The sequence below is a fragment of the Streptomyces sp. NRRL F-6676 genome, assembly GCF_000725625.1.
Classification (GTDB): Bacteria; Actinomycetota; Actinomycetes; order Streptomycetales; family Streptomycetaceae; genus Streptomyces.
The window spans coordinates 112,645-125,837 of record NZ_JOHS01000023.1 but is presented as its reverse complement, the minus strand read 5'-3'; the positions used below and the strand labels follow the sequence as shown (position 1 = coordinate 125,837).

Annotated in this window: 9 protein-coding genes; 5 read left to right on the top strand and 4 right to left on the bottom strand. The window is 71.6% G+C overall.

Features of this window, described 5'->3' with window-relative positions; all coding sequences use genetic code 11:
* The first annotated feature begins 192 nt into the window (after positions 1-192).
* Positions 193-1,461 carry a tyrosine-type recombinase/integrase gene (locus IO29_RS16920; RefSeq protein WP_030379692.1) on the top strand — a complete coding sequence of 423 codons (1,269 nt, stop codon included), beginning with the start codon at positions 193-195 and terminating at the stop codon, positions 1,459-1,461.
* A 75-nt stretch (positions 1,462-1,536) separates the two neighbouring features.
* On the opposite strand, the gene glnA is transcribed toward IO29_RS16920, so the two are convergent.
* Entirely contained in the window at positions 1,537-2,898 is a 1,362-nt protein-coding gene (gene glnA, locus IO29_RS16915; protein WP_030379691.1) for a type I glutamate--ammonia ligase, read from the bottom strand.
* A gap of 453 nt (positions 2,899-3,351) precedes the next feature.
* Here glnA and IO29_RS16910 point away from each other — a divergent pair, with 453 nt between their 5' ends.
* Positions 3,352-4,551: a globin domain-containing protein gene (locus IO29_RS16910; protein ID WP_030994005.1), complete on the top strand. Its 1,200-nt coding sequence runs from the start codon at positions 3,352-3,354 to the stop codon at positions 4,549-4,551.
* A 203-nt stretch (positions 4,552-4,754) separates the two neighbouring features.
* Here IO29_RS16910 and IO29_RS16905 read toward each other — a convergent pair whose 3' ends face one another.
* Entirely contained in the window at positions 4,755-5,228 is a 474-nt protein-coding gene (locus IO29_RS16905) for an RrF2 family transcriptional regulator (RefSeq protein ID WP_030379689.1), read from the bottom strand.
* A 207-nt stretch (positions 5,229-5,435) separates the two neighbouring features.
* On the opposite strand from IO29_RS16905, the gene IO29_RS16900 reads away from it, so the two are divergent.
* The 3 genes from IO29_RS16900 (at position 5,436) to IO29_RS16890 (ending at position 11,134) form a co-directional block, all read left to right on the top strand.
* Positions 5,436-7,379 (top strand): S53 family peptidase, encoded by a 1,944-nt coding sequence (locus IO29_RS16900; protein ID WP_030379688.1) that lies wholly within the window; start codon positions 5,436-5,438, stop codon positions 7,377-7,379.
* A gap of 166 nt (positions 7,380-7,545) precedes the next feature.
* Complete coding sequence (locus IO29_RS16895) at positions 7,546-9,171, top strand: multicopper oxidase family protein (RefSeq protein WP_030379687.1); 1,626 nt, start codon at positions 7,546-7,548, stop codon at positions 9,169-9,171.
* 202 nt (positions 9,172-9,373) lie between these two features.
* Positions 9,374-11,134, top strand: coding sequence for an NAD+ synthase (locus IO29_RS16890; protein WP_030379686.1), 1,761 nt, complete (start codon positions 9,374-9,376; stop codon positions 11,132-11,134).
* A gap of 8 nt (positions 11,135-11,142) precedes the next feature.
* Here the strand turns inward: IO29_RS16890 and IO29_RS16885 are convergent, their stop codons facing one another.
* Positions 11,143-12,186, bottom strand: a complete 1,044-nt coding sequence (locus IO29_RS16885; protein WP_030379685.1) for an endonuclease/exonuclease/phosphatase family protein — start codon at positions 12,184-12,186, stop codon at positions 11,143-11,145.
* Between the two features lie 312 nt (positions 12,187-12,498).
* The gene (locus IO29_RS16880; protein WP_030379684.1) at positions 12,499-13,134 is read right to left on the bottom strand and encodes a TetR/AcrR family transcriptional regulator; all 636 of its coding nucleotides are present in this window, start codon (positions 13,132-13,134) and stop codon (positions 12,499-12,501) included.
* Positions 13,135-13,193: the final 59 nt, after the last annotated feature.

Genomic DNA, 13,193 nt, shown 5'->3' with positions numbered 1-13,193 from the left:
GAAACGGGCTCCAACCGGGTGCTACCGGTAGCACCCTCACCCGCTACCGGTAGCACCCCCACTAGCACCCCAAACCCCCGATGACCAGGCCCGTAGCGAGTAGCGGGCTCGGTTCAGCACTGCCCGAAACCGGCCGGACAGGACCCACCCGGGCCCCACCGGCGCCTGCTACCGGAAGGGAGTCAGCCCCTCATGGCTGGCCACATCCAAGACCGCTGGTACAAGACCGAGACCGACGCCAACGGCAAGACCGTGCGCGTCCGCTCCGACCGCTACGGCACTGGCCTCCGCTACCGGGCCCGCTACATCGGCCCCGACGGCACCGAGAAGTCCAAGAGCTACCCCGACGGACAGAAGCGCCTCGCTGAGAAATGGCTCTCGAAGATTGAGGCCGACATGGACAGCGGCAACTACGTCGACCCGGCCGCCGGCCGAACGACGTTCCGGCAGTACGCCGAAAAGTGGCTGAAGACTCAGACCACCGACCTGACGACCCGAGAGACGGTTACCTCTACCGTTCGCGGTCACGCGATCCCCTACCTTGGGTCGCGCCCCCTCGGTTCCTTCAAGCCGGAGCACATCCGCGACTGGCTGAGCGAGTTGGAGCGGGCCGTACCCGCGACGTCGTACCGACGCGTGATCTACAACAACGTGTCGACCATCCTCAACGCGGCCGTTGACGACGGCCACCTGCCGAAGAACCCGTGCCGCGCGCAATCCGTACGCCCTCCCGCGCCAGGGACCGGCCGCGTAGTGCCGTGGACGGCTGAGCGCGTCTTCGGCGTCCGGGAGGCGCTGCCGGAGCGCTTCCGCGCGGCGGTCGACCTCGGAGCGGGATGCGGTCTACGGCAAGGGGAGATCTTCGGACTCCCCGTCGACGAAATCGACTTCGAGTCCGGCTGGCTGCACATCGTGAACCAGGTGAAGGTGACAACCGGAGGTCTCGTCTTCGGCCCCCCGAAGCGGGACAAGCTCCGTGACGTTCCTCTGCCCGATCGCATCGCGGACGTCCTCAAGCGCCACATGAAGGAGTTCCCGCCGGTCCCGATCACCTTGCCGTGGCTGCGGAAGGACGGCCGCATGGTGACGCGCAACCTGCTGTTCACCCGCCTCGATGGCGCGGGCGCGGTCCGGCGGACCGACTTCAACGACCGCACTTGGAAGCCCGCTCTCGTCAAGGCGGGGGTGCTCCCCGAGCCGGAGCCGGGTGAGCGTCACCAGGCAGCTCGTGAGCACGGCATGCACGCCCTGAGGCACTTTTACGCGTCGGTCCTGTTGAACGCCGGGGAGAACATCAAAGCGCTGAGCCACTACCTTGGGCACAACGATCCGGGGTTCACGCTGCGGGTGTACACGCACCTCATGCCGAGTAGCGACGCACGGGCCCGGAGCGCCGTAGACGGCCTGTACACGGCCACCGATCCGGCGCCGGACGGCCCACAGACGGCCCACGGGCACTGACACGAGGTGGGGCCGACGGCTCGCATCCGTCGGCCCCACACACCTGATCAGCGGGAAACCTGCTCTGACCAGCGCTTACAGCACCGGCAGACTCTTCCTCAGCTCGAACGCCGTGACCTCGCTGCGGTACTCCTCCCACTCCTGCTTCTTGTTGCGCAGGAAGAAGTCGAAGACGTGTTCGCCGAGGGTCTCGGCGACCAGGTCGCTGCGTTCCATCAGGTCCAGCGCCTCGCCGAGGTTCTGCGGGAGCGGTTCGATGCCCAGGGCGCGGCGTTCGCCGTCGGTGAGGGCCCAGACGTCGTCCTCGGCGCCGGCCGGGAGTTCGTAGCCCTCCTCGATGCCCTTGAGGCCGGCGGCGAGGAGGACGGCGTAGGAGAGGTACGGGTTCGCGCCGGAGTCCAGCGAGCGGATCTCGACGCGGGCCGAGCCGGTCTTGCCGGGCTTGTACATGGGGACGCGGACCAGGGCCGAGCGGTTGTTGTGGCCCCAGCAGATGTACGAGGGCGCCTCGCCGCCCGCGCCGGCCGTGCGGGCGGCGCCGCCCCAGATGCGCTTGTAGCTGTTGACCCACTGGTTGGAGACGGCCGAGATCTCCGCCGCGTGCCGCAGCAGGCCCGCGATGAAGGAGCGGCCCACCTTGGAGAGCTGGTACTCCGCGCCGGACTCGTAGAACGCGTTCCGGTCGCCCTCGAAGAGGGAGAGGTGGGAGTGCATCCCGGAGCCGGGGTACTCCGAGAACGGCTTCGGCATGAACGTGGCCTGGAGCCCCTGCTCCAGCGCGACCTGCTTCATGACCAGGCGGAACGTCATGATGTTGTCGGCCGTGGAGAGCGCGTCGGCGTAGCGCAGGTCGATCTCCTGCTGGCCGGGGGCGCCCTCGTGGTGGGAGAACTCCACCGAGATGCCCATCGACTCCAGCATGGTGATCGCCTGGCGGCGGAAGTCCATGCCGATGGCCTGCGGGGTGTGGTCGAAGTAGCCGGAGTTGTCGGCGGGGGTGGGCCGGGTGCCGTCCACCGGCTTGTGCTTGAGCAGGTAGAACTCGATCTCCGGGTGGGTGTAGAAGGTGAAGCCCAGGTCGGAGGCGCGGTTCAGGGCGCGCTTGAGGACGAAGCGGGGGTCGGCGAAGGACGGCGAGCCGTCGGGCATCAGGATGTCGCAGAACATCCGGGCCGTGCCGGGGGCCTCCGCGCGCCAGGGGAGGATCTGGAACGTGGACGGGTCCGGCTTGGCGATCATGTCGGACTCGTAGACCCGCGCGAAGCCCTCGATCGCGGAACCGTCGAAGCCGATCCCCTCATCGAATGCCTGTTCGAGCTCGGCCGGGGCCACGGCGACGGACTTGAGGAAGCCCAGTACGTCCGTGAACCACAGGCGTACGAACCGGATGTCGCGCTCCTCCAAGGTCCGGAGCACGAACTCCTGCTGCTTGTCCATCTTCCGTTCCCCATCCTCGCTGGTCAGGCCGCCGTTCCCGGTGATGGTGGAGCGGGCGGTCGGGCACCTGAGCATCCCACCACACCAGCATTTCATCCGCGTTGCGGACCCCCGGCGGCCCGGCGGTCCTGTTCCGAACGTCACACGTACGGCAGGTGTCCACCCGGGTGCCCCACTCCGAGGCCATCTTGCCCGCTGAACTGCGCTTTCGTGAATGGCCGATCCTCGCCCTCCGCCCCGTTCTTAATTTGCATCTCTGATGCAAGTTTTATTACGGTGCCCACGGAATCCGGCGGAGCCACCACGATCCACTCCCTCCGCCGGCGCCCACCAGGGCCGAAAGGCCCTGGCCGGGCCGTACGGCTCTCCCCCGGGCCGTACGGCCCCTCCCACGGGTCCGCCGGTCCTCACCGGGGCCGAAGGACCGTCACTCCGTTCCTCAGAGGAGTCCCGATGCTCTCCGAGCAGTCCGCAGCCACCGTCCGCGCCACGCTTCCCGCCGTCGGCGCGGCGATCGGCGACATCACCGAGCGCTTCTACAGCCGGCTCTTCGCCGCCCACCCGGAGCTGCTGCGCGACCTGTTCAACCGCGGCAACCAGGCGGCCGGCACCCAGAAGCAGGCGCTGGCCGGGTCGATCGCCGCCTTCGCCGCCCACCTGGTGAACAACCCCGACCGGCGGCCCGACCTGATGCTGCGTCGGATCGCCCACAAGCACGCCTCGCTCGGCATCCGGCCGGAGCAGTACCCGGTCGTCCACGAGCACCTGTTCGCCGCCATCGCCGAGGTGCTCGGCGACGCGGTCACCGAGGAGGTCGCCGCGGCCTGGACCGAGGTCTACTGGCTGATGGCCAACGCCCTCATCGCCATCGAGAAGACGCTCTACGCCGCAAGCGAGGAGAGCGGGCTGCGGCAGTGGAAGGTCGTCGAGCGGATCGACGAGACCGCCGACGTCGCCACCTTCCGGCTGCGCCCCGCCGACGACGGACCCGTGCCGGCGTACCGGGCCGGGCAGTACGTCTCGGTCGGCGTGCGGCTCGCGGACGGGGCGCGGCAGATCCGGCAGTACAGCCTGACGGCGGCGCCGGGTTCGCCGGTGCGGCAGTTCGCGGTCAAGCGGGTGCCGGGGGACGCCGTGACACCGGAGGGCGAGGTCTCCAACCACCTGCACGCGCAGGTGCGCGAGGGTGACGTGCTGGAGCTGTCGGCGCCGTACGGCGACCTCGTGCTCGAGGACACCGACGCGCCGTTGCTGCTCGCGTCCGCGGGGATCGGGGTGACCCCGATGATCGCGATGCTGGAGCAGCTCTCGCAGGGGGAGCACGCGGGGCGGGTGACCGTGGTGCACGCGGACCGGTCGCCCGCGGCGCACGCGCTGCGGGGTGACCACGCGGCGTACGCGGCGAAGCTGGCGGACGGGGAGGCGGTGTTCTTCTACGAGGAGGACGCGGAGGGGGCGGGGCGGCCGGGCCTCGTCGACCTCGGCGAGGTCGATGTGGCGCCGGGGACGGTCGCCTATCTGTGCGGGCCGCTTCCGTTCATGCGGGTGGTGCGGGAGCAGTTGCTCCGGGCGGGGGTCGCGGCGGCGGACATCCACTACGAGGTGTTCGGGCCGGACCTGTGGCTGGCGAAGGACGCGGCGGCCGCGGCCTGACGGTTCTCCCCGCCCCCGCCGCCCCTGCCCTTCCCGTCCCCGGGGGCGAGCCCCCGCGCCCCCGACAGGGGCGCGGGGCTGTGTCACCATGCTCCAAGGGGCGGAGCCCCTTGAAGGGACGATGGGGGTCCCCCCTGCTCGAACGAAGTTGAGAGCTTGGGGGAGGGTAGGGGCGGCGGGGGCGAAAACCCCGGGGGCGCCCCCTACGCCGGTGCGCCGACGCCCGGGAGGCCCAGGAGGAGGGGGCCCGTGGGGGAGGCGATCATGTCTTCCACCGTCAGAGGGTCCAGCGTCGCGTAGAACGCCTCCTGGGCACGGCGCAGCGCGCCCCGCAGGCGGCAGTCCGAGCGGAGCGGACACGGCGGGGTCCCGGGCCCGGCGCCGTCGCAGTCGACCACGTCGGCCGCGCCATCGCCCTCTCCTCCGCCCTCGAAGGCCCGCACGATCGCCCCGACCGACGCCGTCCGCCCCGCCTCCGTGACCGACAGCCCCCCGCCCCTCCCCCGCCGTGCCGCGAGCAGCCCCCGGTGCTGGAGTTCGGCGACGACCTTCGCGGCATGCGTGTACGGCACGTCCATGTCCGCCGCGACCTCCCGGGTCGTGGGGCTGGACTCGCCCGCGACGGCGAGCCTCATCAGGACGCGCAGCGCCAGGTCGGTGGAGCGCAGAAGCCGCATACCACCAGCGTAGATAATGCGCATCGGGCATTCAACTTTTTGGCCGGTCCTCCTCCTCATCTCTCCCAAACCCCCACCAATCCCCGGCACTTGGGCTCTTCTTGGCCATTCCATCACCCTGACATGAACCGATCATCGACAGAGTGGCCGGGATCGTGCGATCGACATGCGACGAAACATGCGAAGAACCGCATCGCAGGGGGTTTTATGAGATCCACTCGCGCCACCGCGCGCGCCGGGTTGAGCCTGGCAGCGACACTGCCGCTGCTCGCCGGGGCCCTGGCACTCGGCACGCCCGCGGCCCACGCAGCGGACGGCCACGGCCGGGACTCGCTCGCCGGCACCAAACCGGTCTGGGCCAAGAGCTCGACCGACAAGGGCGCCACCAGCGACAGCACCAAGGTCTCCGTCCGCGTCTACCTCGCCGGCCGCGACGCCGCGGGCCTGGCGGCGTACGCGAAGGCCGTCTCCGACCCGGACTCCGCCTCGTACGGCGAGTACCTGTCGGCCAAACAGGCCGACGCCCGCTACGGCGCCACGAAGGCCCAGGTCGACGCCGTCACCGACTGGCTGAAGTCGGCCGGTCTCGAGGTCACCGGCACCACCCGGCACTACGTCTCCGTCACCGGTGACGTGGCCGCCGCCGAGAAGGCCTTCGGCACCCAGCTCCACAACTACGCCAAGGGCAAGAAGACCTACCGCGCCCCGGCGAAGAACGCCTCCGTGCCCGCCGCGCTGGACGGCGCCGTCCTCACCGTCACCGGCCTGGACAACGCCCCGCACAAGGCGAGCCACAGCGACACCCTGCCCCCGCCGGACGCGGTGTTCCGCAACTCCGGGCCGTTCTCCTCCTACTACGGCTCCAACACGGCCTCCTCGCTGCCGAAGGCGTACGGCCAGAAGATCCCGTACGCGGTCAAGGGCTACACCGGCAAGCAGCTGCGCGCGGCCTACGGCGCCGGCGGCGCGACCGGCCAGGGCGTGACCGTCGCCATCACCGACGCCTACGCCTCCCCGACCATCGCCTCGGACGCCGCCACCTACGCCGGCAAGCACGGCGACGCCTCCTACCGGCGCGGCCAGTTGAGCCAGGTGCTGCCGAGCGACTACACGCGGACCGAGGAGTGCGGGGCGGCCGGCTGGTACGGCGAGGAGACCCTCGACGTCGAGGCCGTGCACGCGGTCGCGCCGAAGGCGGACATCGTCTACGTCGGCGCCGCCTCCTGCTACGACAACGACCTGCTCGACTCGCTGAGCAAGATAGTCGACGGGCACCTGGCCGACATCGTCTCCAACTCCTGGGGCGACATCGAGGCCAACCAGACGCCGGACCTGGCCGCCGCCTACGACCAGGTCTTCCAGCTCGGCGCGATCGAGGGCATCGGCTTCTACTTCTCCTCCGGCGACAACGGCGACGAAGTCGCCAACACCGGGACGAAGCAGGTCGACACCCCGGCCAACTCCGCCTGGGTGACGGCGGTCGGCGGCACCTCGCTCGCCGTCGGCAAGCACGACAAGTACCTCTGGGAGACCGGCTGGGGCACCGAGCGGGCCGCCCTGTCGGACGACGGCCGCGGCTGGGCCGACTTCCCCGGTGAGTTCACCTCGGGCGCGGGCGGCGGCACCAGCCGTACCGTGGCGCAGCCGTACTACCAGCGCGGGGTGGTCCCGTCCTCGCTCGCCGAGGCGAACGGAACGGCCGCGCCGATGCGCACGGTTCCGGACATCTCGGCGATCGCCGACCCCAACACCGGCTTCAAGGTCGGCCAGACGCAGACCTTCCCGGACGGCTCCTACCGCTACTCCGAGTACCGGATCGGCGGCACCTCGCTGGCCGCGCCGGTGATCGCGGGCGTCCAGGCGCTCGCGCAGCAGGAGCGCGGCGGCCGGGCGATCGGCTTCGCCAACCCGGCGATCTACGACCGCTACGGCTCGAAGGTCTACCACGACGTGGTGGACAAGCCGACCGGCAAGGACCTCGCGGTGGCCCGCGTGGACTTCGCCAACTCCTACGACGCCTCCGAGGGTCTGATCACCTCGGTGCGCAGCCTCGGCAAGGACAGCTCGCTGACGGCCGTGCGCGGCTACGACCCGGTGACGGGCGTCGGCTCGCCTGCGGACGGCTACGTGTCGTCGTACCGGCGGCGCTGAGTCCCACCCGCACGGCCCCCGTGCCCCCTGCCCACCGGCGGGGTGCACGGGGGCCGTTCGCGCTGTCCGGCCGGCGGGGGCGGGCGGGAGGCCGCCCGCTCACCCGGCCGGAGCAACACGCGTTTCGTGCACGCATGCACACCATCCCAAGTAGTGCAATTCGGGCATGCGTACTTCTGTCCAGACCCGCCGCGCTCTGCTCCGCACCAGCGCCCTCGCGGTCGCCGGGGCCGGTGCCCTCGCCGCCGCCCGCCCGCTGCCCGACCCGTCCTGCTCCGCCCCGGCCGGCGCCCCCGGCGGCGCCGCGGCCTCCACGCTTCCCGCGCCGGCCGACGACACGAGGTCCGGCGGGGCCGCGTCCGGCGCCCGTGCCGTGCGCACCGTCCGGCTCACCGCCGTCTCCGGCACGGCCGACCTCGGCGGACGCACCGTCAGAACGTGGAGCTACGGCGACGAGCTGCCCGGGCGGCAGATCCGGGTCACCGCGGGCGAGACCCTCGCCGTCACGCTCGCCAACCATCTGCCGCAGTCGACCACCCTGCACTGGCACGGCCTCGGGGTGCCCAACGCGATGGACGGCGTCCCCGGCATCACCCAGCGCGCGGTCCGGCCGGGCGCCGACTTCGTCTACCGGTTCCCGCTCGACTCCCCCGGCACGTACTGGTACCACTCGCACGCCGGCGTCCAGGCGGACCGCGGCCTGTACGGGCCGCTGATCGTCGAGGACCCGCACGAGCCGCTCGGCTACGACACGGAGTGGGTCGTCGTGCTCGACGACTGGCTGGACGGGGTGGGCGGCCGCACCCCCGACGCGGAGCTGAAGAAGCTCCTCGGCGGCCGGGGCGGCGGCATGAGCATGGCCGACGACGACGGCAAGGACGGGGACGGGGACAGCGGCAAGGACGGGGACGGCGCGGAGGGCGACGCGCACGGTTCCGCCCCGCACGGTTCCGACCGGGCCGGCCGGCGGCCGCAGCGTGGGAGGAGTGCGCTGCTCGGCGGGGTCGGCGGCGACGTCAAGTACCCGTACTACCTGGTCAATGGGCGTACGGCGAACGCCCCCCGGGTCTTCGCGGCGCGGCCCGGGCAGCGGGTCCGGATCCGGCTGGTCAACGCGAGCGGCGACACCGCGTTCCGGGTCGCGCTCGGCGGCCACCGGATGACCGTGACGCACACCGACGGCCACCCGGTGCGGCCCACCGACACGGACGCGCTGCTGCTCGGCATGGGCGAGCGGTACGACGTCCTGGTCACCGCAGGAGACGGCGTCTTCCCGCTGACCGCGCTCGCCGAGGGCAAGGGCGGCGCGGCGCGGGCGCTGCTGCGCACGGCGAGCGGGGCGGCGCCGAAGGCGTCGGTGCGGCCGAAGGAACTGGACGGGCGGCTGGTGTCGGCGGACGAATTGCTGGCGGACGACGCGGTGGCGATGGACGACCGGCGGCCGGACCGGACGCTGCGGTTGCGGCTGACCGGGACCATGAAGAAGTACGACTGGGCGTTCGGCGGGGAGCGCTACGACCCGGAGAAGGCGCACGAGGTGCGGGCGGGGGAACGGGTGCGGGTGCTGCTGACGAACGCGACGAAGATGTGGCATCCGGTGCATCTGCACGGGCACGCGTTCGCGCTCACCGGGACGCAGGACGGGCCGGGGGCGCGGAAGGACACGGTCGCCGTGCTGCCGGGGAGGACGGTGGCGGTGGACTTCGACGCGGCGAACCCCGGGGTGTGGATGCTGCACTGCCACAACGCGTACCACCAGGAGGCGGGGATGATGACGTTGCTGCGGTACTGAGGGGGGTGCCTGCGGGGGTGTCTTCGCCCCCGCCGCCCCTGCCCTTCCCGTCCCCGGGGGCCGCGCCCCTGACAGGGCGCGGGGAACTGCGCGATCGGCCACGACGCCTCCGCAGCCGCCGAACCACGGGAGCCACGAGCCACCAGGCGCCCCGCGGACCGGCGGAGCCCATCGTGTCGGTGTGACGATTACACTGGTGGGCGTGCCTCAACTACGTCTCGCCCTGAATCAGATCGACTCGACCGTCGGTGACCTCTCCGGGAACGTGGAGGCCGTGCTTCGGCGGGCCCGGGAGTGTGCCCGGCAGGGAGCGCATCTCGTGGCGTTCCCGGAGATGGTGCTCACCGGGTATCCCGTGGAGGACCTCGCCCTGCGGTCCTCCTTCGTCGAGGCCAGCCGGGCCGCCGTGCGCGAGCTCGCGGCGCGGCTGGCCGACGAGGGCCTGGGCGAGCTGCCCGTCCTCGTCGGCTACCTCGACCGCTCGGAGTCCGCGCAGCCGAAGTACGGCCAGCCGGCCGGTACCCCCCGCAACGCCGCCGCCGTGCTGTACCGCGGCAGGATCGCGCTCCGCTTCGCCAAGCACCATCTGCCGAACTACGGCGTCTTCGACGAGTTCCGCTACTTCGTGCCCGGCGACACCATGCCCGTCCTGCGGCTGCACGGCGTCGACATCGCCCTCGCCATCTGCGAGGACCTGTGGCAGGACGGCGGCCGGGTGCCCGCCGCCCGCTCGGCCGGGGCCGGGCTGCTGCTCTCCGTCAACGCCTCCCCGTACGAGCGCGACAAGGACGACACCCGCCTGGAGCTGGTGCGCAAGCGCGCCCAGGAGGCCGGCTGCACCACCGCCTACCTGGCCATGATGGGCGGGCAGGACGAGCTGGTCTTCGACGGCGACACCATCGTCGTCGACCGCGAGGGGGAGGTCGTCTCGCGGGCGCCGCAGTTCCAGGAGTGCGCGGTGATGCTCGACCTCGACCTGCCCGGCGTCTCCGCGGACGCGCCGGCCGACGGGGACGTCGTCGACGACGGGCTGCGCATCGAACGCCTGGTCGTCTCCGAGGAGCCCCTCCCGGCCTACGAGCCCGAGCTGACCGGCGGCTACGCGGACCGGCTGGAGGACGACGAGGAGGTCTACTCCGCGCTCGTCGTCGGCCTGCGCGCGTATGTGAGGAAGAACGGTTTCCGCTCGGTGCTGATCGGTCTGTCCGGCGGCATCGACTCCGCGCTGGTGGCCGCGCTCGCGTGCGACGCGGTGGGCCCGGAGAACGTGTACGGCGTCTCCATGCCGTCGAAGTACTCGTCCGAGCACTCCCGCGACGACGCGGCGGAGCTGGCCCGGCGTACGGGGCTCAACTTCCGTACGGTGTCGATCGCGCCGATGTTCGACGCGTATATGTCGGCCACGGAGCTGACCGGGCTCGCCGAGGAGAACCTCCAGTCACGGCTGCGCGGCACACTGCTCATGGCGATCTCCAACCAGGAGGGCCACATCGTGCTGGCCCCGGGCAACAAGTCCGAGCTGGCGGTGGGGTACTCGACGCTGTACGGGGACTCGGTGGGCGCGTACGGGCCGATCAAGGACGTGTACAAGACGTCGGTCTTCACGCTGGCCCGGTGGCGGAACCGGGCGGCACAGGAGCGGGGCGAGACGCCGCCGATCCCGGAGAACTCCCTCTCCAAGCCGCCGAGCGCGGAGCTGCGGCCGGGGCAGGTCGACACGGACTCGCTGCCGGACTACCCCGTCCTGGACGCGATCCTCGACCGGTACGTGGATCGCGACCAGGGGGCCGACGAGATCGTCGCGGCCGGGTTCGAGCGGGAACTGGTCGTCAAAACGCTGCGGATGGTGGACACGGCGGAGTACAAGCGACGCCAGTACCCGCCGGGCACGAAGATCTCCGCGAAGGGCTTCGGCAAGGACCGGCGCCTGCCCATCACCAACGCGTGGCGCGAACGAGGTTAGGTCGCGCCCTACTCCCCGTCCCCGGCGAGCTCAAGGCTCGCCGCGATGGGGAGGTGGTCGCTGCCGGTTGCCGGCAGCGACCACGACGACACCGGCTTCACGCCCTTGACCATGATCTGGTCGATCCGGGCCATCGGGAACGACGCCGGCCAGCTGAAGCCGAAGCCGCTGCCCACCGCACCCTGCGTGGAGCGCAGCTGCGAGGTGACCGCGGTGAGCGCGCGGTCGTTCATCGTGCCGTTGGCGTCGGCGAGCAGGACGATCCGGGACTGCTTCTCGTGCGCGATGGCGTCGCCCAGCGCGTCCGCGCTGCGGTCGCGCTCGCGGGCGGTGAACCCGGCCCGCAGCTTCACCCGTACGGAGGGCAGGTGGGCGACGTAGACGGCGAGCCGCCCCTCGGGCGTGGCGATCGTCGCCCGCATCGCGCGCTTCCAGCCGAGCTTGATGTCGACCGCCTTGACGCCGCTCATCGGGTACTTGCTCCACAGCCCGACCGTGCCGACCACCGCGTGGTACTTGTACGTCGGCGCCAGCAGGTTCTCGTACGTGGGCACCGCGGAGGCCTTGAGTTCCTGCAACGCGAGCACGTCGGCGCCCGCGGCGGCGATCGAGCGGGCGGTGCCGGAGGGGTCGGCGTTGTTCGCGTTGACGTTGTGCGTGGCGACGGTCAGGTCGCCGCCGCCCTCGGCGGTCTTGTCGGAGAGCAGTCCGCCGAAGAGGTCCGTCCAGACCAGGACGGGCACCAGCAGGGCGATCAGCGCGGTCGCCGAACGGCGCACCAGCGCGAGTACCAGCAGCACCGGCACGAGGACGCCCAGCCAGGGCAGGAAGGTCTCCAGGAGGCTGCCGAAGTTGCCGATCCGGTTGGGCACGCTCTCGTGCAGGGCCATCAGCAGTCCGAGGAGCACCGCGAGGACGGCGAGGACGATGCCCCGGCGCCAGATGCCGCGGTCGGTGCGCAGGCGGTGCCACAGCCGCCGGAACCGGGCTCCCCGACGGCCGTCCCCGTTCCCGTCGTCGTTGCCGGTCTCCGTCATTTGCGCCTGCGCCATACCGTCGCCTCACACCTTGCCCGTGCACGTCGTCGTCCCCGTGGAGGAAAACCCTAGGGGATGATCGCTTCCGTACGGCAGTCGCCGGGGCGGCCGTACCCGCACAAGGACGACGAAGTCGGCGTCCCGCGTTCCGAACGGAAGCGGAACGGGCGATTCTTGTGACGAAATGCGCACACGGCCCAGTCGGGAACTGCCTTCTGACGGCATGTGGGAGGCTCGGCCACCGGACAACCGGAAGGCCGGACGGGACCGTCGGCCGGGCCACCCGCCACGCACCGGCCGGGCCGCCGGCCGGCCCCGGACGGGCCGTCAGCGGGGCGGTTCTCCGGCGGGCGGGCACAGTCCTTCCATGACCGTGTCGACGATGCGCTCGGCGAGGTCCTCGGGGAGGTCGCCGTCCGGCCGCAGGACGGACCGCAGGAGCATGGGACCGGTGAGGAGGTCGTAGGCGAGCCGCACGTCGACGTCGGCGCGGATCTCGCCGCGCAGTTGCGCCTGCCGCAGCACCTCGACGAGGGCGTTGCGGCGGGGTCTGACGACGGACGTCTCGTAGGCCGTCCAGATCCGGGGGCTGGACTTCATCTGCGCGTGGACGTTGCGCAGCACCGCCGAGGACCGGCCGGCCAGCCCGCGCCGGCGCATCCACTCCAGCATGACCACCAGGTCGTCGCGGAGCGAGGTGCCGGGCAGGACGGGCTCGGCGGGCTCGGCGGCGCGCACGACGTCGACGAAGAGTTCCTCCTTGCCGCTCCAGCGCCGGTAGATCGTGGCCTTGCCGACGCCGGCCGTGCGGGCGATCCGCTCCATGGAGAGCTCGGCGAGCGGCACGCCGTCCTCCAGGAGGGTGAGGACCCCCTCGATGATGGCGTGCTCCAGCGCCTCGCTGCGGGGCCGCCCGCGCGCGGGCGTGCCCCGCTGTCCGGCGGTGCTGTCGGCAAGGGTCACGTGGTGCTCCGTTCGTCTCCTGTGCTGCCAGGATCCCCCACTGCCCCCGTGTGTATCCG